Source organism: Paenibacillus sp. FSL R5-0475 (assembly GCF_038004585.1).
In the GTDB taxonomy this organism is placed as follows: Bacteria; Bacillota; Bacilli; order Paenibacillales; family Paenibacillaceae; genus Paenibacillus_AQ.
This window is the reverse complement of sequence record NZ_JBBORK010000001.1, coordinates 5,329,763-5,352,467: the sequence shown is the minus strand read 5'-3', so window position 1 is coordinate 5,352,467 and position 22,705 is coordinate 5,329,763. Positions and strand designations below refer to the sequence as shown.

18 protein-coding genes and 1 riboswitch are annotated in these 22,705 nt (G+C 42.7%); of the genes, 13 read left to right on the top strand and 5 right to left on the bottom strand.

Going from position 1 to position 22,705, the window contains the following annotated elements; translation table 11 throughout:
- The first annotated feature begins 25 nt into the window (after positions 1–25).
- Positions 26–1,084, top strand: coding sequence for a copper amine oxidase N-terminal domain-containing protein (locus MKX41_RS23935; protein ID WP_340973463.1), 1,059 nt, complete (start codon positions 26–28; stop codon positions 1,082–1,084).
- Between the two features lies 1 nt (position 1,085).
- On the opposite strand, the gene MKX41_RS23930 is transcribed toward MKX41_RS23935, so the two are convergent.
- Positions 1,086–2,000, bottom strand: coding sequence for a phosphatidate cytidylyltransferase (locus MKX41_RS23930; RefSeq protein WP_042192888.1), 915 nt, complete (start codon positions 1,998–2,000; stop codon positions 1,086–1,088).
- Between the two features lie 95 nt (positions 2,001–2,095).
- On the opposite strand from MKX41_RS23930, the gene MKX41_RS23925 reads away from it, so the two are divergent.
- Positions 2,096–2,638 carry a hypothetical protein gene (locus tag MKX41_RS23925; protein ID WP_042192886.1) on the top strand — a complete coding sequence of 181 codons (543 nt, stop codon included), beginning with the start codon at positions 2,096–2,098 and terminating at the stop codon, positions 2,636–2,638.
- Between the two features lie 14 nt (positions 2,639–2,652).
- The gene (locus MKX41_RS23920) at positions 2,653–3,408 is read left to right on the top strand and encodes a class I SAM-dependent methyltransferase (protein ID WP_076298036.1); all 756 of its coding nucleotides are present in this window, start codon (positions 2,653–2,655) and stop codon (positions 3,406–3,408) included.
- Positions 3,409–3,480: 72 nt separating this feature from the next.
- Here the strand turns inward: MKX41_RS23920 and MKX41_RS23915 are convergent, their stop codons facing one another.
- Together MKX41_RS23915 and MKX41_RS23910 are read right to left on the bottom strand one after the other, a co-directional pair.
- Positions 3,481–4,755, bottom strand: coding sequence for a sensor histidine kinase (locus MKX41_RS23915; RefSeq protein WP_340973460.1), 1,275 nt, complete (start codon positions 4,753–4,755; stop codon positions 3,481–3,483).
- On the bottom strand, positions 4,755–5,432 hold the full coding sequence (locus MKX41_RS23910; protein WP_339244023.1) for a response regulator transcription factor: 678 nt from the start codon (positions 5,430–5,432) through the stop codon (positions 4,755–4,757). Before MKX41_RS23910 ends, MKX41_RS23915 begins: the two co-directional genes overlap by 1 nt.
- A 376-nt stretch (positions 5,433–5,808) precedes the next feature.
- On the opposite strand from MKX41_RS23910, the gene MKX41_RS23905 reads away from it, so the two are divergent.
- Genes MKX41_RS23905 through MKX41_RS23895 form a run of 3 tightly spaced genes read left to right on the top strand, consistent with a single transcriptional unit; the run spans position 5,809 to position 9,292 of the window.
- The gene (locus tag MKX41_RS23905; protein ID WP_339244020.1) at positions 5,809–6,552 is read left to right on the top strand and encodes a polyphosphate polymerase domain-containing protein; all 744 of its coding nucleotides are present in this window, start codon (positions 5,809–5,811) and stop codon (positions 6,550–6,552) included.
- Positions 6,545–7,225, top strand: a complete 681-nt coding sequence (locus MKX41_RS23900; RefSeq protein ID WP_340973458.1) for a DUF4956 domain-containing protein — start codon at positions 6,545–6,547, stop codon at positions 7,223–7,225. Before MKX41_RS23905 ends, MKX41_RS23900 begins: the two co-directional genes overlap by 8 nt.
- 24 nt (positions 7,226–7,249) lie before the next feature.
- Positions 7,250–9,292: a carbohydrate-binding domain-containing protein gene (locus MKX41_RS23895; protein ID WP_340973456.1), complete on the top strand. Its 2,043-nt coding sequence runs from the start codon at positions 7,250–7,252 to the stop codon at positions 9,290–9,292.
- A gap of 64 nt (positions 9,293–9,356) precedes the next feature.
- On the opposite strand, the gene MKX41_RS23890 is transcribed toward MKX41_RS23895, so the two are convergent.
- The gene (locus MKX41_RS23890; protein WP_340973454.1) at positions 9,357–9,986 is read right to left on the bottom strand and encodes a TetR/AcrR family transcriptional regulator; all 630 of its coding nucleotides are present in this window, start codon (positions 9,984–9,986) and stop codon (positions 9,357–9,359) included.
- Between the two features lie 302 nt (positions 9,987–10,288).
- Here MKX41_RS23890 and MKX41_RS23885 point away from each other — a divergent pair, with 302 nt between their 5' ends.
- From MKX41_RS23885 to MKX41_RS23875, 3 genes are all read left to right on the top strand, one after another.
- Positions 10,289–11,050 (top strand): SDR family oxidoreductase, encoded by a 762-nt coding sequence (locus tag MKX41_RS23885; RefSeq protein WP_340973452.1) that lies wholly within the window; start codon positions 10,289–10,291, stop codon positions 11,048–11,050.
- A 120-nt stretch (positions 11,051–11,170) separates the two neighbouring features.
- The gene (locus tag MKX41_RS23880) at positions 11,171–11,965 is read left to right on the top strand and encodes an alpha/beta fold hydrolase (RefSeq protein WP_042192872.1); all 795 of its coding nucleotides are present in this window, start codon (positions 11,171–11,173) and stop codon (positions 11,963–11,965) included.
- 40 nt (positions 11,966–12,005) lie between these two features.
- Positions 12,006–12,995 (top strand): sensor domain-containing diguanylate cyclase, encoded by a 990-nt coding sequence (locus MKX41_RS23875; RefSeq protein WP_340973451.1) that lies wholly within the window; start codon positions 12,006–12,008, stop codon positions 12,993–12,995.
- Positions 12,996–13,010: 15 nt separating this feature from the next.
- Here the strand turns inward: MKX41_RS23875 and MKX41_RS23870 are convergent, their stop codons facing one another.
- The gene (locus MKX41_RS23870; RefSeq protein WP_340973449.1) at positions 13,011–13,862 is read right to left on the bottom strand and encodes a leucine-rich repeat domain-containing protein; all 852 of its coding nucleotides are present in this window, start codon (positions 13,860–13,862) and stop codon (positions 13,011–13,013) included.
- A 119-nt stretch (positions 13,863–13,981) separates the two neighbouring features.
- Between MKX41_RS23870 and MKX41_RS23865 the strand changes: the two genes are divergently transcribed.
- The 4 genes from MKX41_RS23865 (at position 13,982) to MKX41_RS23850 (ending at position 22,600) form a co-directional block, all read left to right on the top strand.
- Positions 13,982–14,665 carry a Crp/Fnr family transcriptional regulator gene (locus tag MKX41_RS23865; RefSeq protein ID WP_340973447.1) on the top strand — a complete coding sequence of 228 codons (684 nt, stop codon included), beginning with the start codon at positions 13,982–13,984 and terminating at the stop codon, positions 14,663–14,665.
- A 49-nt stretch (positions 14,666–14,714) separates the two neighbouring features.
- Entirely contained in the window at positions 14,715–15,704 is a 990-nt protein-coding gene (locus tag MKX41_RS23860; protein WP_340973444.1) for an EAL domain-containing protein, read from the top strand.
- Between the two features lie 109 nt (positions 15,705–15,813).
- A complete protein-coding gene (locus MKX41_RS23855; protein WP_231573362.1) occupies positions 15,814–16,386 on the top strand; it encodes a hypothetical protein in 573 nt (190 codons plus the stop codon).
- 159 nt (positions 16,387–16,545) lie between these two features.
- A riboswitch (cyclic di-GMP riboswitch) is annotated at positions 16,546–16,632 on the top strand.
- A gap of 154 nt (positions 16,633–16,786) precedes the next feature.
- Entirely contained in the window at positions 16,787–22,600 is a 5,814-nt protein-coding gene (locus MKX41_RS23850; RefSeq protein WP_340973441.1) for an NPCBM/NEW2 domain-containing protein, read from the top strand.
- Positions 22,601–22,705 lie beyond the last annotated feature (105 nt).

Below are 22,705 nucleotides of genomic sequence, written 5' to 3'. Positions count from 1 at the left end.
TTCATCTCAGGAGGTATAATTCACTATGAAAACATTCAAAGTAATCGGAGCGGTCCTCGCTGGCACGCTCATAGCATCGAACGTCATCTCTGCTGCTCCAATCCAGCCAGCTCCAGTCAAACCAGCGACTAATTCCTCAGTACCGCAGGATTCTTATGGTGGTCTAAAATATGTGCTAGTCATTGATGGTAACGGCTACTCCCCAGTCGATGTTCCGCTATACGTAGGTTCAAGCAAGGAAGTTATGATCCCAATCCGTACAGCAGCTGAAGCGCTTGGATACAAGCTAACATGGACTCAAAGCCTTCAATCGCTAGGTCTTGAGAAAGATAGCCAGTCGATGTCCTTTCAAATTGCAAAAGATGCTTACCGTAATGGTACAACAATTCTTTCGCTGGGTGCTGTACCAGAGCTAAAGAATGGCAAAACCTACGTTCCATTATCATTCTTCGAAAAAGTATTGAAGCTTGAAGTAGTCGCAGGCCCAACTGGAACCATATCGATTAATTCCAAGGAACAAGGCAATGGAGAGACCGCTTCAGACACGATCAAACAAGGATCAATCACTAGTATTTATAAGGGCGAAAAAAATGCTGAAATCGGCCTCAACGGCTATGGTCATGGCATTCGCCTAGGCATTTCTGATGAAACGGAGATCGTATCTGTTGATAATAAGAAGCTAACCTTTGCTGATCTGCAGCTAGGCATGTCCATCGAGGTCGAGCACAGTATGGTCATGGCTATGAGCATGCCTCCATTGGCGGGCGCGATCAAGATTGTTGTGAAAGAACAAGCTCCCGATCAGCAGACCTTGGGAACGGTTGGCGTGATCGAAGAGGCTACTCCTTCAGATAATGGCACGACCCGCGTTGTAATCAAAGGCGATAAGCTCAGTGATTCTTCCTTCGAGACGATTGTTCTAAATACTTCAGATACTACGACTATTCTCGGCACGAAAGACAATCAGAAGATTGCCATAAGTGAGCTGAAAAAAGGTGACAAAGTGTATGCGTTCTACGGTCCAATGTTGACCAAAAGCTTGCCACCTATCGGCCAAGCGATCAAAATCGTTGTAGAAAACTAATTTACATGAAATCGAAGAAATAACGGATGACATGGAAAAAGACCGGCGAGGTGTAGGTCAAGCTATCCACACGGCTTAAATAGCTTTCTTTTAAAGCTACGAATTTATCGCCATCACCGATGAGCAAATCTCGCTTCAGCACGGAAACCGTTAAGCTACCCAAGAAGCCGCTCAAACTGATTAGCATGCCTGACAGGAAACCGAAGATCGGGTTGAGCGGCGTCAGGTAGGGATAGATCAAATAGGAGACCCCGGTTGTTACGACAAACGCACAGGCAAAACCTTCCCAGGTCAAATACGGGTTGGCGGTTGGGACCACTTTGCGCTTTCCCATATAAAGGGATGCGAGATAGTGGACCACATCATTCAGCTGTGTCAGCACTACTAGGAATAATACAAGCCCCGCTCCATACTCCGGTGTAGCAAATTGAAAATAAGCTAAGTGACTAAGTCCGAAGACCATCAGCATTAATCCCCACTGGGTTGAACTAACACTACGCAGGAAGCCAACTGTCCCTTTATTAATGAGCCTAGGTAGCGGTAGGAGTAAGAATACATAGACTGGAATAAACACAATGAACATCCCGTACCATTCGATATAAATCCAGTAGAACTGTAGAGGAATGGATAAGTACGCCCACAGAAATAGTCTGCGGTCGGATTTTCGTGACTTTATCATGGAAAAATATTCTTTGAGTGCGAAGAAGGTCAGCACCATGAGTGCCAATAGTGAGACGACTGGATTAAAGAGAGTAGCCAAACAAAAGATAAAAAGCATTCCCCACCAGGTTTTGATGCGGAAGCCGATCCCTGTATAATCTTTACTGGGCTGTAATTTGCCTATAACTACATACATCAAGTGAATGGCCGATAAGGCCGCAAAAATCAGGATTACCGTTAATAGAGAGCGGTCGATAGCTAATCACCAACTTGTCGTAGAGTAGATTCCATTAATGGGTTCATATGTTATTATGAAGGAAACGTTCAATCTTGATAAGGGGAAAATTGTAAATGGCAGATGATCCATCGGTCTTTATCTTGCTTACGAATACCGGAACGCTCTTTACGAAGCTTATTCAAGGCTACACGAGAGCTCCTTATAATCATGCCTCGATCTCCTTTAATCGGGAGCTTTCCGAGTTATATAGCTTTGGCAGAAAGCACCCGAGCAACCCTCTAAACGGAGGATTCGTGAAGGAAGATATTAAGACAGGCACGTTCAGCAAATATCCAAATACGACGTGTGTTCTATATGAACTTCAAGTTACAGCCCGTGAAGTGGAGAAGATGGAGCGGGTACTCAAAGTCTTTATCCGAAGCCGGCAAAAGTATCTCTATAATATTCTCGGCGTGATTGGTATCGCTTTGAAGGAACCTGTTGAATTCAGCAACTCTTATTTCTGCTCACAATTTGTAGCGGAAATTCTGGAGAGGTCCGGCATTAAGCTATGGAACAAGCTGCCTGCGCTCGTAACGCCGGATGACTTTCGGCAAAGCGATCGGCTGAAGCTGATCTATCAAGGCAAATTAAGTGAGTACGAACCTAAAAGCTAAGGGAGAGTATTGGGATGAATAACAAAGAACGGTTCTCAAATCGGGTAGATTCGTATGTGAAATACCGCCCGAGTTATCCTAAAGAAGCCATTGATTATTTATACAATACGATTGGGCTAAAATCGAATTGTGATATTGCGGATATTGGCGCAGGAACAGGAATATTCTCAGCACTGCTTCTGGAGCGCGGGTGTCGCGTGACTGCCGTTGAACCAAATCCGGAAATGCGTACAGCTGCGGAGGAGAAGTTCGCAAAGGATAACCATTTCCGCGCATTGCCTGGCTCTGCCGAGAAGACAGAATTGCCAGACCAGTCTGTAGACTTTATCGTGTGTGCCCAGGCGTTTCACTGGTTTGATAGGGATGCAGCGCAATTGGAATTCAAGCGGATTCTTAAACCGGGTGGAAAGGCAGTTCTGATATGGAATTCCCGGCGTACTTACGGTACCCCATTTCTGGAGGAATATGAGCAGCTCGTGCAAACCTTCGGCACCGACTACACTCAAGTTAATCATAAGAATATTACCCCTGAAATCCTTAGCTCCTTTTTTAAGGCAGGGCAGATGCAAGTAGCGCACTTTAGCAATCAGCAGGTGTTTGATTTCGAGGGATTAAGCGGACGGGCGAGATCATCTTCCTACATTCCGGCCCCCGGAGATCCACGTTACGAGAATATGATGACGGAGCTGAGGAACCTATTTGAACGAAATAAACAGGATGATAAAGTGTTTTTTGAATATGAGACCGAGGTCTATTGGGGCGAAGTATAGTCAATGAAATCAGCATATTAAAAAGACTCAAATCCTAGTGATAACAGGGATTGAGTCTTTTTTTACTTTTAGTTACGAAAGATGAACGTAAAAGGTGGTGGATTCGCCCACCGTGCTTTTGGCGTAAATTTTTCCTTTATGTTGTTCAACGATGGATTTGGCAATCGCCAGCCCCAGGCCATAACCCCCTTGTTTACGCGCTCGGGAAGCATTCGTACGGTAGAATCGGTCAAAGATTCTTGCTAAGTGCTCCGGTGCAATGCCCTCACCCGTATTGGTGACCGATAACACCATATCATTATGTTGTTTTTTAAGGGATAAAGTGACTGAGCCTTTAGAATTCGTATATTTTACAGCGTTGTCCAAAAGGATCATAATCACTTGTTTAATCTGTTCACTATTCCCCATCACAGTCAGGTTAGGCTCAATGTCATATTCAAGCGAGATACGTTTCTCGAAGATAATAGCTTCCATTGTTAAAATAATATTCTCAACCGCTTCGCTCAAATTGAACTTCGAATAGATCATGGTCGATCTGGAGTCGTCCATCTCGGTTAGGTATAGCAGATCATTGGTCAGACTGGTCATTCTCTCTGTTTCCGATTTGATATAGTGCAGCCACTTCGACTGATTGTGAATAGTATCATCACTGTTGGAGAGAAGAACATCCGCATTGGTGTTAATAATGGTCAACGGTGTCTTCAATTCATGGGAAGCATCGGCAATAAACTGCTTCTGTTTATCAAAAGCCTCCTTCACCGGTGCGATGGACCGATTAGCGAAAAAACGGCTTGTGAAGTATAAGATAATTAGCATCACCGAGCCAACTACAGAGAAGGTATAGATTAGATTGGTGAGGATTTTCTGCTGGGCAGTGATGTCCAGAAATACAAGCATTGCCCCATCATTCGTATGCTGGATGTTGAAGATCCATTTGCTGCTGTCCAAGGTGAACCTTCCGGTATCTTTATCAGCACTTAGAGCCTCTTGCAGAGCCGTATCATAAAATTCATCGTCCATCGTAAATTTGGAATCTTTCCCGATGAGGTTCGACGCTGTATCTATCTTCAGCATAAATGAGACGGACCGTTCCGGAGGTGGAGTTCCGTTATCCATACGTTTATTATCAGCATGGGGTAACTGGGAACCTCCCTTAGTTGAGCCCATTCGTCCTGTATCACCGCCGGGAGACTTGTAGTTCTCCATAATTCTGTGAAGATCCATCTGAATATTGTTTTGGACATCTTGGTACGTAATGACATAAATCGAGATGAAAGCCACCAGCATTATTACGGATATAGTTACTAGGTTAACAATAAGAAATCGATTTCTGAGCTTCGTGAACATTAGGCCGTCACCTCTAGTACATACCCTACATTTCTAATCGTACTAATGCGTACAGTAGAATTTAAGAAGGTCAATTTTTTTCTCAAAAAAGAAATGTACACCTCCACATTGTTGTGCTCTGCCTCCGAATCGAACCCCCATAACTTCTCAATAATTTGTTCCTTGGAGGTTACGGCTTGTTTCCTAAGAATCAGAAGCTCCAATAATTCACTTTCCTTAAGGTTCAGCTTGATCTCTTTGCCACCCACGGTAAGCTTCAGAGTCGATGTATTCAATTCAATATCCCCGAACTTTAAAGCATCATCTGGAATAACCTCGTTTTTACGTCTTAGTACAGCCCTTATTCGTGCCAGTAAGATCTCCGAGGAAAAAGGTTTGGCGATATAATCATCAGCCCCATAGTCTAGTCCAGTGACCATATCTGTTATCTCCCCCTTTGCGGTAAGCAGGATAACGGGAGTGGATTCCCCTTTCTTGCGCAGCGTCTTGAGGACGCTAACCCCATCCATCTCAGGTAGCATAATGTCGAGCAGCAGCAAATCATAAATTCCGCTCAGTGCGTAATCCAGACCCGATCTACCGTCATGGACTGCATCCACCGAATAATTATGTTTTTTTAATATTTGAGTTAAGGCTTCAGCGAGATGAAGCTCATCTTCTACGATTAATATTCTCATGGTTTTGCATCCCCTACATAAAACGAGTATTTGTTATTGAGGTCATTATATCAGTATTACCTTTACTGAACCTTAATGAAGAGAGACATTGATATGTTTTAAAAACGGACAAATAAGGTGGCAAGTAACGGAGGGGGATTTTGGAACTTTAGGAGCGATAGCGTCCACCTTTGTCTGCGGATTTCCACTGCGAACAGCAGTTTAAATCAAGAAATTTGCAGACAACAGCGGCCGGAAGTCCAACATTCACCGGAGTTACGATTTACACCTGTAGTGGGGTAGTTTGTAAAACCATTTAAGATTCATTAAAGGTTTAGGATCTAAGATACATTCATAAGCACACGAGACAACGATAAACAGAAAGGGATGATCCCATATGGCGATTGAGGTATTCAACCGTTATGAGAACAAATATTTACTGGATAACGAAGCTTACTATAAATTTTATAACCAATTACTCGAATACATGGAACTAGACGATTTCAACAAGCAGCATGAGTTTTATTCCATCACCAACTTATATTATGATACTGCGCACAATACCCTGATTCGTAATAGTCTTGCGAAGCCCAAGTACAAAGAGAAGCTGCGTTTGCGAGCTTACGGTGTTCCGAATCAAGATACAAAGGTGTATCTGGAAATTAAGAAGAAGGTGTTCGGGCTGGTGAATAAAAGAAGAACGTCGCTCAAATTAGACGAGGCTTATGCTTTTGTTGCCACTGGCAGGGAGCCAGAATTTAAGGATTATATGAACAAACAGGTGATTGAAGAGATTAAATACTTTTTAACGCGGTATGAATTGCAGCCAAAGGTGTATCTGTCTTATGACCGCAAAGCGTTGTTTTGTAAAAAAAATCGTGATTTAAGAATCACGTTCGATACGAATATCCGAAGTCGGCGGTACGATCTCAAGATGGAGCATGGCGTTTATGGCGAACCATTACTAGAGCCAGGTCAGTGGCTTATGGAAGTAAAGGCTGAAAATACGATTCCGGTTTGGTTAGCAAAAATGCTCTCAGAGCATCAAATGTACCGTACAAGCTTCTCCAAGTACGGTAATGAATATAAAAAAATGCTGAAGAACAGTAAAACAGAACGGGGGAGTGCTCTTTATGCTTGATTCATTATTTACCGCAGCAACGAGTACAGAGCTAACGTTTACCAACGCAATCCTAACTATTGTTATAGCTATCGCCCTTGGCGGGATCATTAGCTACACCTATATGAAGACAAATTCCGGCGGTTATTCGCAAAGCTTCACACTCACAATGGTACTGCTGCCCGTAATTGTAGCCATCATCATCCTGCTCATTGGCAGTAATGTTGCCAGAGCCTTCAGTCTTGCCGGAGCATTCTCCATCATTCGGTTCAGAAGTGCACCTGGTGATCCGAAGGATATCACATTTGTATTGTTTACCATGGCATCAGGACTGGCCTGCGGGGTAGGTTCATTCGGATACGCAGTCTTGTTCACTCTTATCTTGTGCGCACTTATGTTTATTCTTAATCGGACTAATTTCGGGGTAAAAACAACGTTGCAAAAGACACTCAAGGTAACTATTCCAGAGAGTCTGGGGTATGAGGAAGCCTTCGCTGAAGTTTTCAATAAATTTAATGTGGGGTATGATCTTAAGAAGATTAGAACGACTGAGCTTGGTAGTTTATATGAACTCGTCTACGCCGTTACGCTGGGTGAGACTGTGAACCAGAAGGAATTTCTAGATGCGATTCGCACTCGTAACGGGAATCTAGATCTCTCGTTAACTATGACTCCCTCTGCAAATGACTATTAAAATGATCGAAAGGATGGATGAGATATGAAGAATTATATAACAGTCAGTAAAATAGGCGTCTTGTTACTGTGTGCGGGACTCATGTCGGCTTGCAGCAATAATAATAAGACAGTACAGTCTGAAACCACGTCGAGTGAATTAACGTCGAGCCAGAGTGGAGCTGATAGTGGAGTGCAACTTGCAAGTGCTAAGCTATCGGACTTGGTAACGTTCGATGAAGACGATTCTAATACAAGTTGGACGGCGGACCAATCGACGGAAATTGCTTTGGCTGGAACAAGTGCGCTTGTTGACGGCACCGGGGCTGAGTCTAAGGATGGATCAGTGACAATTACTGCAGCGGGAACTTATGTGCTGTCTGGTAAGCTGAGTGATGGACAGATTGTAGTTAATAATCAGGATGAAGGTATTGTGCATTTGGTACTGAACGGTGTGAACATCACGAACAGCGATAGTGCTGCAATTGATATTAAAGAAGCAGGTAAAGTGATCATTACCTTGGAGGACGGAACAGAGAACTCCGTATCGGATGGAGCAACTTATGTCTATGCTGATGACACTACAGATGAGCCTAGTGCAGCTATCTTTAGTAAAGCAGACTTAACAATCAATGGCACAGGGAAGCTGTCCGTTTCTGCTAATTATAATGATGGGATTACAAGCAAGGACGATCTCAAAATAATGAATGGCACACTTGAAATTCAGGCTGCCGATGACGGGATTGTCGGTAAAGATCTAGTCACTGTGCAGGATGGAAGTATCAGCATTACAGCTGAAGGTGACGGAATGAAATCAACGAACGATACCGAAACGGACAAAGGCTTCCTTGCTATAGCAGCAGGAACATTTGATATTAAGGCTGGCAATGACGGAATTCAGGCGGAAACTGCACTTGTAATTGATGGCGGAACGTATACCGTGGTTACAGGCGGAGGCAGCGAGAATGGCGAAGTGAAGACAGGTGATCAAGGGGCAGGCATGGGCATGAGAGGTGACCGAGGTCAAGGAACAGGTGGCCAAGCACCGGGAACATCAGAAACATCGACACCAGCAACAAAACCAGAAGCAAAGCCAGAGATAACAACAACGGAAGCACCAACAACGACAACAACAACAGAATCGGAAATACCAAGTACTAAAGGCTTGAAGGCTGGAGGAGATATTAGCGTAAACAACGGAACATTTAACATTGATTCTGCTGATGATGCAGTGCACAGCAACAGTAACGTTGCGATAGCCGATGGAGAATTCAACATCAAAACTGGCGACGATGGAATCCATGCGGATGCCTTGGTGGCGATATCCGGTGGCAAAATTGATATTACGAAGAGCTACGAAGGGATTGAAGGAGCAAACATCGAGATTTCCGGTGGTGAAGCTCATGTGGTTGCTTCTGATGATGGAGTGAATGTTGCAGGAGGTAATGATGAAGCGACTGTAGGGGGTGGCCCTCAGGAGCAGGATCAATTCAGCGATGCTGCGGCTAATGTGCTCACGATTAGCGGGGGAACATTAACAGTCGATGCCACAGGTGACGGATTGGATTCGAACGGCTCTATCGTGATGTCAGGTGGTACAGTAATTGTTAATGGACCTACTAATGGTGGAAACGGTGCTCTCGATTACGATGGCAGCTTTGAACAGAGTGGCGGTACTCTAATAGCCGCGGGAAGCTCGGGTATGGCTCAGGCAACGTCTGACACCTCCAGCCAACATGCAGTCAGCATGACGTTTCCTCAGATCCAGAAGGCCGGAACATTGGTCCATCTGGAGGATAGCGAAGGAAACACGATCCTAACCTTTGCTCCATCGAAGGATTATCAGTCGTTGGTGATGAGCTCCCCTGATTTGAAAGACGGTGGATCATACACCCTCTACTCGGGAGGTACCTCGACTGGCAGTGAAGCAAATGGATTGTATACGGATGGCGAATATACTGGAGGAACGAAAGTAGTAGCGTTTGAAATCACAAGTAGTGTAACTTGGCTGAATGAATCTGGAGTAACCACCGCGAACACCAATCAAGGTCCAGGTGGCGGCGGTGGCGGTGGAAAAGGAAGACCATAATCTATAAATTGCATAATAAAAGCCACTCCAGCACATTGGAGTGGCTTTTTGGTGGTACAGATAATTAGTCGCTTTTAATAGAGATTAAATTCTGCTTAATGGGTTGATTTGAAGTCTTTATGATCACATTGTGTGAATTAAAAGACAGAATTTGAATCAGCTGCTCTGCCATATGGTTCGCAGTATATTTGAACCCTCCCTTTACCCATTCCATGATTAATCCAAATAGAGCATAGGCCGTATAGCTAGAAAATAATTCGATATTTATATTGTTATTAGTATTATTAACCTCGACTAAGTCCTGCTTGGTTAGCTCCTTTAAGATGTCACAAATCTTATTTTGAAACCCAGGCAGAACATTGGAATTTACAATGATGGTATAAAAATTAGAGTAGGAAACGACATGCTCGAAAATTTTGATGCTAGAGGTAGTAAGCTCACTCACCATGAATTTATCGGTATGGAGATAGGGATCTTTATAAGCCTTAATTAAATCCTCCAGCACATCATCAATTAGCTCATTCAGAAGTTCTTCTTTGGTTTGATAATGCTTATAGAAGGTTCCACGGTTTAAATCGGCTAGGGTCACAATATCGGTTATCGTAATGGTGCGGAAATTCTTTTTTTCCATGAGTAATATCAATGCATTTTTTAGTTCTTTCTTCGATTTACTCGTTCTTCGATTTTTAAGCAACAGAAGACCACCTAACTGTCTATTTTCTATTCCTATTTCAACACAATTCCAAGTTATATATATTTATGAACATTTGATGTCTCATCTGTATATTGATAGTTAAATTGCAGAAGATTAAACTTGAGTAGAATAAATTTTAAGTGATTTAGAGATTTTATAAAATATAAGGAAGTATAAGTTTCACGCTATACTTTATCCTTATATTTCTCGCATATACGCTTACCGTCCCATTAAGGACGCCGAAGGCGTTTTTGCTTGTATTGATACTTACATTATAGATAAACGTAAAGGAGACTTCCAACATGAAACTTCAAGACAGAGTTGCAGTTGTTACCGGAGCAGCCTCGGGTATGGGGAAATCTATCGCAGAGTTGTACGCTAAAGAAGGTGCTAAAGTAATAGTAGCCGATCTTAACCTCGAAGGTGCGGAACAAGTCGCAGCAGGAATCGTTAGTAATGGTGGAGTAGCTAAGGCGTTGAAAGTAAATGTTGCTCTAGTCGAAGATATCAATAACATGATTGATACCGCAGTAAATGAATATGGAACGCTAGATATACTAGTGAATAATGCGGGTATTATGGACGGCTTTGAGCCAGCTGGTGATATTAATGATGAGAGATGGGATCTTATCTTTGACATCAATACCAAAAGTGTAATGCGGTCCACACGTAAAGCGCTACCTATTTTCCTCGAAAAAGGAAAGGGCGTTATTGTGAATACCGCTTCTACCGGTGGCGTAAGTGGTGCTCATGCTGGAGCAACTTATACTGCCTCCAAACATGCAGTAGTAGGCTTGACGAAAAATACAGCTTTTATGTATGCCAACAAAGGCATTCGTTGTAATGCCATCGCACCAGGAGCTACTGCCACTAACATTAGTGCTTCTATGAAAAATATTAATGAGTTCGGCATGAGCCGCACTCAACTAACACAGGCTGTAATTCCTCGTGTAGGTTCACCTGAAGAAATCGCACAAGTTGCGTTATTCCTGGCTTCAGATGATTCCAGTTTTGTAAACGGAGCAGTCCTCGCTGCCGATGCGGGATGGACTTCAGCATTCTAAAATTAGATATCATAAAAACTCCGCTAGAGATTACTCTAGCGGAGTTTTTTATGCTCTTGATATTTCCAGGTTAACCCTTCAAAATAGAGAGAATGCTAACTATAGAGGGAGTTATATGAAATGAACGATGTTAGGGCGCGGAATCATGTGAAAGTGATTGGAGAAGGAGAAAGAACCATCCTTTTTGCACATGGATTTGGGTGTGACCAGAGCATGTGGCAGTTTATCACGCCTTCTTTTGAGAAAAAATATCGAATCGTTCTATTTGATTATGTAGGTTCAGGTAACTCAGATTTAAGTGCATATACAACAGATAAATATCATACGCTCCACGGCTATGTACAGGATGTATTGGATGTCATCGAAACGTTGGAACTCAAAGATATTATTTTTATAGGTCATTCGATTAGTTCCATGATCGGGATGCTTGCTTCGATTGAGCGGCCGGATTATTTTGATAAAATGATTATGATTGGTCCTTCTTCATGTTATTTAAATGAGGGGGATACTTATTTCGGAGGCTTCGAGAAGAGCGATATTACTGAGCTTCTGGAGATGATGGAGATGAATTTTGCTGGCTGGGCTAGCTTTATGGCACCTCTTGCTATGAACAACCCTGACCCGATGTTAACGAAAGAGCTGGAGCGCAGCTTTATCTCGGCAGATCCTGTTATTGCAAGGGAATTTGCAGAAGTTACGTTCTTTTCAGATCATAGGGAAGATCTACCTAAGGCTACAATCCCTACACTTATTCTACAATGCTCGGATGACAGTATCGTACCTATAGCGGCTGGAGAATATCTACATAAACACTTGAATAATAGCACCTTCCGGTTAATGGAGGCTAAAGGGCATTACCCGCATATAAGCCATCCTGAGGAGACCATCACTTTAATTAATGAATATCTTACGTAAGCTAGATGAGATTATGCTGTGTTGAAAGGATATTTAGATCATGGATGACCGATTAAGATATGCGCCTTGTGGCTATGTTTCTATTACCCATGAAGGAATAATCAAGGATGTAAATCAGACGTTCTTGGACCGTATGGGGTATAAGCAGGTTGATTTGGTGCATAAGCATTTTGAATCTATCATGTCTACGGCAAACAAGCTTATTTTTCATTCATACTTCTATCCTTTTATCAATCTGAATGGACAGGTGGAAGAGTTATTTATCAATTTGAAGGACAGCAAGGGACAATCCGTCCCTTACTTGTTAAATGGCAGACGCCTTGAGTGTGAAGGTGTAGAGGTCATTGATTGTATTCTGGTACAGATGGGCAAACGTATTGATTATGAGCTAGAGTTACGATCTGCGAAGAAGCAAATAGAAGAGGCTTATTGGGAAAAAGATCAGGCGCTGGCAAAGCTCAAACAAATTCACCTGGAAATCGAGCAAAAGCAAGCTGAATTGCTGGAGATGAATGCCGTTTTGGTAGAATTATCTAATACAGATAAGCTGACTGGGCTGAAGAATAGAAGGTTTCTTCAAGAGAAGCTGGAAGAGCAGATTGCAGGGTATGGCCAAGCTCAAGCAGCATTTTCGCTGTGTATTATAGATATTGATCATTTTAAAAAAGTGAACGACACCTATGGGCATCAGACAGGTGACTATGTACTGGAGAAAATGGCGAGTATCTTGAAACTGCAATCTCGTAAAGAGGATATGGCGGTTAGATATGGCGGTGAGGAATTCATACTTCTTTTACCTAATACAGACATCTCGGAGTCAAAGACTATAGCTGAGAATTTACGGCAATCTATCGCGTATTCAACTTGGGAAATGGGCCGGATTACGGTGAGTATTGGTATAGCTACATTTATTCCAGCTGATTCAGAAACCACCCTTCTGCAAAAAGCTGATCAAGCGCTCTATGCCTCTAAAGAACAGGGGAGAAACCGCGTCACGCATAGCATAGATTTGAATGAAAAGCTTCTTTAACAGGGGGCTTTTTTGTTATTTATATACGATACATCCTCTTTGCTCTAATTGCTCTAAAATATCTGTTCCCTTCAAGCTATGATTCCATCTTAGATCCAGTTTCTCTAATCGCTCAAGCTGTAAAAGGGAATTCGGGATTTCTTGCAGGTTATTATCTCTTAAATCAAGTTCAACAAGGCTGCTTAATTGACCTATTTCCTCAGGTAGCTTATTCAGTTTATTTTTTCGAAGGTTAAGTCTTCTTAACTTGCTTAGTTTACCGATGGATGAGGGCAGTTCAGTGATTCGATTATCACTCATATCGAGTATCCGCAGTTCTTCTAAAGCACCCAAATGCTCTGGCAATACGACCAGTTGATTACCATAAAGATGAATCTCTCTTAACCCTTTAATTTGTGTGATCGAATCAGGTAGACGTTCTAGCTGATTATAATAAAGCCGCAGTTCAATTAGACTGCTCATTTCGCCTATACGGGTAGGCAATTGCTTGAGATGATTATCTGTTACGTTCAGATACTTGAGTTTCTGGAGATTACAAAGCTGCTCCGGCAGCTGTTCGAACTGATTATTACTTAGGTATAGAAAAGAATCTAACCCCTGCAGTCTGCCAATTGTCTCCGGCAACGCCTTCAGTCGATTATGGCCTAAATCCAACATTCTTAGGTGAACTAAGCGACCGATGTTCTCGGATAACTGTTCGATTTCATTAACCGCATAATTAAGTACCTCTAATTCGTCATGAAGGAAGAGCTGGTCAGGGATTTCTTTAAGATGGTTGTTGTACATGCTCAGTTCTAGTAGAGGATTGCTCTCAAACACGATCTCTGGCGTTTCTGTAAGTCCTTTTCCGTCAAAATTATATCTCATGGAAGGTTCTCCTTTGTTATTGGTTTTGGCATCGTTACGATAGAATATAACAGGATGATGATTTATTATCAGTATGTTGGCATACAAAACTATGGAATGTTTTAGAAAGGAATAATGAGATGGAAGCTTCTTTTTGGACTGGCATTCGCTTTTTTCAGGGTTTACCCTCGGAGGAGATCAAGGCGGTCTCAAGATTTTTCACTTATAAGGCATATTCCAAGGGGACTCTAGTGTTTACAGAATCAGATCCGGGGGATCATGCCTACATTATCTATTCGGGGATTATAAGGGTGTACGCTACCACAAAAGGGAAAGAGCATACCGTAGATCTTTTTGGAAAAGGCGATTTATTTGGCGATCTGGAAGTGATCCATCCCTCCAATATAAGAGTGCTGTCTGCGGTGGCTATGAATGATACTGTATTATTTGTGATTAAACGTGAGCCTTTTGAGCAGATGCTTGCCGATTACCCGTTGATTAAGGAACAATTGATGCTGCTGCAAATGGACCGTTTATTTTTATCGAATCGGTTATTACACGAAATGAAATTTCATGATGCGAGAGCGCGTGCGATATTTACACTAAGAAGACTATACCAAAGATTCGGAGTAGAGGAGCAAGGCAAACAGAGGATTGATCTTCGATTGACCCATCAGCAGTTCGCGGATATGATCGGAACGCTAAGGGAGACAGCTACCCTTGTGCTTAAAGATCTGCAAGAGCAAAAGATTATTGATATTCAACATCAGCAGATCACCGTGTTAGACCCGACGTATTTACTAGAGTATACGGATTTCGATTGAGAAGAGCAGTTCCTGGATCTTTTTCAGAGAATTGATTATTAAAGGGGTTATGAATGTGGCATGTAATCATTGTGTAGTAAGAGAGCTGAATTTTGAAATCAAGGCTCATGGTGAGCTTAATCTAAGGATTTTACCTGAGGTTATTCATCACTTGAGTAGAAGTAATACGATACATAAGGTAGAAGAAAATGTGATTACGATTAAGGAGGCTGGGGTGCGGGATTTTCTAGATTTCTGTAATGACCATATGGAGTCGGAGCAGTTTGAATTCCGTATAGATGACCAAACATGGAGACCTCTATCCGAATTACCCACTGTACTTGATATGGAGTGGATTGATGAGGTTATAACTAAGGGCTTAGTTACTTGTCACTTCCAACCGATTGTGAACATACGGGAAGAGGTTTTTGCATACGAGCTCCTATCCAGATTTAAAAAAGAAGATGGGTCCCTTATCTATCCTAATGAGATTTTTGCGGCGGCACGGAATCGTGGGCGTTTATATGCTTTAGACCGGTTATGTAGAATGACTGCTGTAAAATATGCTGCACCCTTAAATAAAAAAACGTTTATTAATTTTATCCCAACGTCGATCTACGCGCCAGAGTTCTGCTTAAGATCAACCGTTGAACTGGCCAATCAATTAGGCGTCGATCCCTCTCTTTTTGTTTTTGAAGTTGTTGAGACGGAGAAAGTGGATGATCTCGCTCATTTGAAAGCTATTTTGACATATTACAAGGATCGGGGATTTGAATACGCTTTAGATGATGTTGGCGAGGGCTTCAGCACGATCGAGATGTTATTGGAGCTTAAACCCCATTACATGAAGCTGGATATGAAATATGTTCAGGGTGTGTCCAGCGATCTGAACAAACAGAAAATAGCTAAACAATTTTTAGAAAAAGCTTTAGAAATCCAATCCGTTCCTTTAGCAGAAGGTGTGGAGTTTAGAGAGGACTTTGAATGGCTTAAGCAGAGTGGTTATCAGTTGTTTCAGGGATATTTATTTGGAAAGCCTGATCCTATTCCCAAACAGTGATCCTAATGAGTATAACTCCGTCTAGAGGATGAGATGAATTTCAGGTCAGAGTCTGAGTACAGCCAACCCCCGGGGTTGTATAATTAAGGTAATTGAGAAGGGGGACGGGATGGATATGAAATGGCATAAGTACATCACACACTGGGCGGATTCTAGAGGGTTAGGTGGACGAGAAATTGATTATCAATGGCCGTCTCCATCATTTCCGGTGGTAAGTATTCGCAGCAATTTGGGTCGATACTCAGGTCAGGGGTATGGTCACGGAAGCAAGCCACAAGTGAAGACAGCTGTTGGATTAATTGCTATTGGAGATGTAGCTGTAGGCTTGATTTCCATAGGTGCGATAAGCGTAGGGGTTCTATCAGTGGGTGCAATATCACTAGGAATGTGGTTAGCCCTTGGAGCGATAGCCATTAGCTGGCTTGGCTTCGCAGCTGGGGCGATTGCCATTGCAGGAGTGGCTGTAGGCGCGATCGCGATAGCCGAAAAAGCGTTGGGGGCTGTCGCCATAGGTGATACGGCATTTGGGGCGGTAGCCATAGGACGGATTGCTGGGGGAGCAGTAGCTATTGGCCAATGGGCATATGGTCTAATCGCAGTTGGCGAGCATGGCTTCGGGTTAATTCCCATCACGGGCGATGTGTGGAATTGGTTCCGGCGTTTGTTTGGTGCGGGGAGTTAAGTAGACCTCCAGTCCTAAAGTGTCCTCACTCTCTTCCGGGATACTCGATAAAGAATATCTATCACGATAGAAAAAGTAATTGCAATTACCTATTCGGATTTCATACCAATTAATCATGCGATCAGATGTAGCGTTATGTTACTCTTTGTAATGTATTCGAAACTTCATAGGCAAACCTATGGAAATGTAGGGACGCAAAGCTATAGGGACTAAGGTTATCATAACTATTGTCAGCCAGCTGCCAAAGAGTGTATTACGCTTTTTGTTAAAGTTTAATAAAAATTAAGTCTTAGTTTTTATGCGACTTTATACGCAATCAAGCTACTCTTTTGGGGTAGTTTTTTTTGTGCCTATTTTTAGGCACGGAAGAGATTCATATTACATCTGGGGGGTAGAAAAAATGAAAAAAATGATTGCGATCGCTACATCAGCAGCCATGTTAGCTAGTTTTTCGAGTGAGGCAGGTTATGCTTTAGCAAGTGATGTAAGCAAGGTAAGTGTAGTGAACACTGTAGTACAAAGCAAGGCTGACCTATTCAGCAATGCGTCAGTTATTCCGTTTGATCTCTACGGCAAGGCTATCCTAAGCGCTTATAATGATGTTTTTAGAATGAATCCTGCGAATATTAAATCCATTACCAATAACGGTGGCAACTACTCAGGTTCACCTATAGCTAAGGCTATTGATGGCGATATGAGTACGCATTGGGAAACGGGCAAACCGAACAGTTCAACGTTCACGAATGAGGTTGTCTTTGTTTTCAATGAGTCCACTGAATTAAATAGCATCGTATACGCTGCAAGACAATCCAGTGCAAAGGGGAAGGGGTTTGCTCAGGAATTTGATATTTATGGCTCAACTACGGATGCAGGCGATTATACGCTAGTATCCTCTGGAGAATATAAAGGCGGAGCAGGTGACGTAGTAGAGATTCAGTTTGCACCCACAGCCTTCAAGAGACTTAAATTTGTCTTCAAAAAAGCTAACCAAGATTGGGCGAGTGCAGCTGAGTTTTCTTTTTACAAAGAAGATACCGTATCCGCTAAAATGAAAAATTTATTTACAGATGATACCTTGAGTCAAGCTAGCACAGCATTTAATACGGTGGAGAAATTAACGGCTTTAGAACAAGAAGTACAGACACATCCACTGTACGCGCAGTTTCAAGCAGATATAGAGAATGCAAAAGTACTTCTGGAGAATCATCAAATAGAGGCAACAGCGGCTAAGGTTTCGAAGCTAAAAGGCTATGGTACAGCATACGAAAATGCCTATAGCGAAGCTTATAGAATGCCCAACTCTAATGTATCAAAAGTAACGGTGAACGGTGGGAGCTATCCAGGTACGAAACCGGAATACATGCTCGATGACCAGCCGAATACACACTGGGAAACGAACAAAAACAATGATGACAGCTTCACGAATGAAGTCGTGTTTGAATTAGCGCAAGCGAAAGTACTAGATAGATTGGCTTTCCTGGCTAGAGATAACCGCAAAGGCTTCCCAGAGGCTTTTGAAATTTATGCATCAGAAACAAGTAAGGGAGAGACCTTCCAACTCGTATCTAGCGGAACCGCGACTAGTACGAATGATTTTCTGGAGTTTAAATTCGAACCTACGAAGTTTAAAAGATTGAAATTCAAGTTCACAAAAGCCAATATCAACAGACCTTTTGCGGCTGAATTTAGATTTTATACAGAAGATAAAGTAAGCGAAGCTGTAAATGGTATTTTCACAGATGGCACGATGAGTGCGGTTGTTCCTGCTTATAATAGCGTCGAAGCAATCAATGAATTAGAAGAAGCGGCAAAAGTACATCCGCTCTATCCAATCCTGAAAGATTCTTTGGATTTAGCTAAGAAGCTAGTGAATGGTGAAGTTCAAACTGAAGGCACCCTCATTGAGGCGGAACAACGTGGAGATATGAAAAAGCATGCGCAGGAAAACCTGAGAATTGGTTTCGGTACGAACAACCAGCCTACAGGTCTCGTTTCAATGCCTGGAGATACGATCAACGTTTATGTGGACGCAGCTTCGAGCGATAAACTACCTTCTTTAGTCTTTTCTCAACAAGAGGCGGCTTGGAATGTTTGGGCTAGAGGTGTGCAATTGCGTCCAGGTAAGAATATTATAACCGTTCCTGAATTTGCTACGAATAGTTATTATGCACATGAAGTGACTAAAGGCGGTACAGTGTATATCGTCAATCCATATACAGCAGAGGAACAAGGTAAAGCACCTATGATCCGGTTCGAGGGGCTTACCAAGATCCCTATGATGACCAGGACTACAGATCCTGAACAATTTAAAGCCTTCTTAACCACCTATAAACAAAAATTAGATGAAGATAAGGCAGCGCATCCAAATGTTCAAGATCGCGAGCTCATCGATGTGGTGGAAATGGTCAGCGATCATGTTATTTTCACAGGAACTGCGACAGAAGCTTATAACAAGTTTATTACGCAAGGAAATGACCCGCTGGGTACCGTCACCGGCTATGATACTTGGATGAAGACGATCTTTGACTTCTATGGCTTGGATGGCAGTAGTGTGATTCATGATGCGAAGCTAATTCGTGAGAACATCCGATTGATGCAGCCTTATGGTGCGATGTATGCAGCGGGAGATCATACAGGGATACAAATTGGGACCGTAGGGACGATGTTAGGTGATTTTAACAAAGTCTATCCAGGATGGGGATTGAATCATGAAATAGGGCATCGCTTGGCGATGGGTGAACGAGAATATGGTGAAGTAACCAATAATATGGTGTCTATGCTGATGTCAGTCTATGCGGACTCGATGGATACTCGTATTCCTTTTGAAAGTGATATTTATAAATATGTAATCGAAGAAAATAAAGTGGTTATGAATCAGCAGGGCTTATTTGCACAGCTCGGTGCCTATTGGCAGTTAGAATTAGCGCATCCGGGTTACTGGACAGAACTGACCAAGCTGTACCGCGAGCGGAAGGTCTCCCTTCCGAACGGCGACAATTCCAAGCAGCAGTATTTGGTGGAGTTCTCCTCTGAAGTGCTGGGGTTAGACCTAAGTAGCTATTTTGCCAGACATGGCTTCACTGTGAATCCTGAAACGAAAGAGAAGTTAGCTAAATACCCAGCACCGAAAAAGCTCTGGTATTTAAACAATTCAGTGGTTCATTATGAGGGAACAGGAATAGCAGATAAGAATGTTGCGATAAAGGTTAATATCACGCCTAACACTACTGCTAAATCGAACACATTAAGCTTCAGTATAGATAAGGATCTTAAGAAAGATTTCTTAGGTTATGAGGTGTATAGAGACGATAAGTTAGTAGGGTTTACTGGGACTGACCAGTTCGTGGACACGAATGTAGATAGCAGCATCAATTATACGTACAAGATCGTTGGTTATGATAAGAAGCTGAGCCCACTGAAGCCGGTACAGGTTAAAGCCTTCAAGCCAGCGCTGTCTGTTGAAGATCAAATTACGTTAAAGCTTAATCAAACTTTTGATCCGATGAACTATGTAAAAGCGACTAACTACCAAGGGAACGATATTACTGCTAATGTCACCCTGAAAGCAAATACCGTTGATGTAACGCAAAAAGGCGACTACGAAGTGGTATATGAAGTGAAGAACGAAGGGGTTACAGAAACCAAAACTACACTGGTTACGGTAACGAGTGACTATGCTTATCTTTCGGATCTTACTGCCAAGTCAGTCGTTGTTGGTTGGGGTGAATTAAAGAAAGACAAAGCCGTTTCTGGTGGAATCATCACCCTTGTTCGACAAGGGTTAGCTGCGACCTATACCAAGGGAATCGGTGTACATGCGAACTCTGAAGTTGTTTATGATATTGAGGGTAAAGGTTATGACTTCTTTGAAAACTACATCGGGATCGATCAAGCGATGAAAGGAAAGCCATCCTCTGCAACCTTTGAAGTGTATGTAGATGGAGAGAAGAAATTCACGAGCGATGTTTTCCGGGCAGGGACAGAGCATGAATTTGTGAAAATACCTGTGACAGGCGCGCGAGAAGTGAAGCTGGTTACCACAGATGCTACAGACGGCAATGCTTCAGATCATACGGTATGGGCGGATGCGAAGTTTACGAATACTTCAAGCAAGCCTACTATCACAGTGCCTGAAGAGACAACGTTTATTGAGCTGAACAGTGACTTTGATGTTTTGACCGGTGTTACAGCCGTTGATAAGGAAGATGGTAACTTGATTGGAGCCGTTGAGGTAAGTCCGAATGGTTTCACTTCAAGCAAAACAGGCACTTACAACGTCGAACTGTCAGTTACAGACCGGGATGGGAATACAGCTGTGCAGACCAGAACAATCGTTGTGTATAGCGCTAGTAAATACTTGAGTGATACAGCTTGGCAGTCGGCAAGAACGGATTATAATGTTGTTCGTAAGGATAAGGCAAGTTCTAACAATCCGATTAAACTACTTGTAAATGGCGTAACCAAAGAGTTCGCTAAGGGCTTAGGAACGCATGCTAACTCTGAGATTGTATATAATCTAGCGGGCGCAAACTATGAATATTTTGAAACGTTTGTAGGGGTTGATAGAAATATCCCGGAGCAAAACAACTCTAGTGTGATCTTCAAAATTTTCGTCGATGGGGTAGAAGTGTATAACAGCGGACTGATGAAATTTGGCACGGAAGCCAAACTAGCTCGAATCCCTGTGAAGGGTGTAAGTGAATTGAAATTGGTATTAGACAATGCAGGCAACGGAAATGCATCAGATCACGGTGATTTCGCGGATGCGAAGTTTATAATTCTGAACAGTACCCCGGAGCTTACCATAGCTAAATCAGTATCTACCAAAGTGGGCCAAGCGATAGCAGTAGGAGCAGACTATTCGGCAACAGATTCAGAAGATGGTGACTTGACGGCACAAGTAAGGGTTACGGGTGAAGATCAAGTTAAATTTAACAGAGCTGGAAAGTATCCGATCACGTACACTGTAACCGATAGTGATGGGAATATGACGACAAAGACTAGAACCATTGCCGTGGTCGATATGACAGACTTTACGTATCTAACGGATTACGACTGGAATTCTACTCAGAACAGCTATACCGCACCTTTGAAGGATAAATCTATTAGTACCAATACGCTGAGATTAACCGATAAGAGCAATCAAGTAGTGTCCTACGAGAGAGGGATTGGAGCACACTCTAACTCGACGATTGTATACGATCTAAGCGATAAGAACGCGGACTACTTCACTTCCTATGTGGGTGTAGATCGACAAATGTATGGTACGGTCGGTTCGGTGAGCTTTGAAGTGTTTGTCGATGGAGAGAAGAAATTCGATAGTGGGGTTATGGGCTCCAGAGATCCGCAGAAGTTCATCGAATTGGATATTAACGGAGCTAAAGAGCTGAAATTAGTCGTTACAGACGGCGGAAATGGCAACGGATCTGACCATGCTACATGGGGAGGAACCAAACTACATTTTGCGAATGGAGATCACCTATTCACTGGAGATCTGGAGCAAGCCATTGCAGCGGCAAAAGCAATTTCTCTAGAAGGCTTCACGGCTGAGAGTATTGCGGCATTTACGGCAAGCCTTTCGAGTGCAGAAGCGGCTTTGACTAATCCTTCTGTCACACAAAGTGAAATAGATGCAGTCTCAGCAGCGTTACAACAAGCAATAGAAGGTCTGACCGAAATAGACCTTACGCAAGTCATTACCATTGCGGACAAATATTTAAGTGCTTCGATCAAGACTACGTTAGGCGTAACTGGAGAACTAACGCTAGGGGATATGTATAACCTTACAACGTTAACGAGCGAGACCGGAAGAGCTAGATCCTTGGAAGGTCTACAGTATGCTAAGAACCTAGAGACACTTGATATTACTGGAAATGAAATCACTGATTTCTCCCCACTACAAGGGTTAACTAAACTAACGAGCTTATTGGCTGACCCTCAAGTGGTAGAGGTGGGAGGATTAAAGGGACCTGTGGTTGAATGGACCAATCCGGTGAAAGGGCTTGATGGCAATAAAGTGATCCCTAGTTCGGCAGGGGTCAGAAACACTGGAACATCTAAAGAAATCATGTTTGATATGAATGAATGGGCAGCTAATCCTGATGTGTTCACTATAGACCTATCGAACGAGGAGAAGGGAACTTACATGCTGGGGTTAACTTACCAAGTCGCAGGTAATCTCGTGCAATTAATTTCTTTTATTGATAACAATTAAATCCCATAGGCAGAAGAAAACAGGCGAATTGTGGTGTATTCAACCATGATTCGCCTGTTTTTATATTGGGCTTACGTAATATGAGACTCGTATTATGTAAAAAAC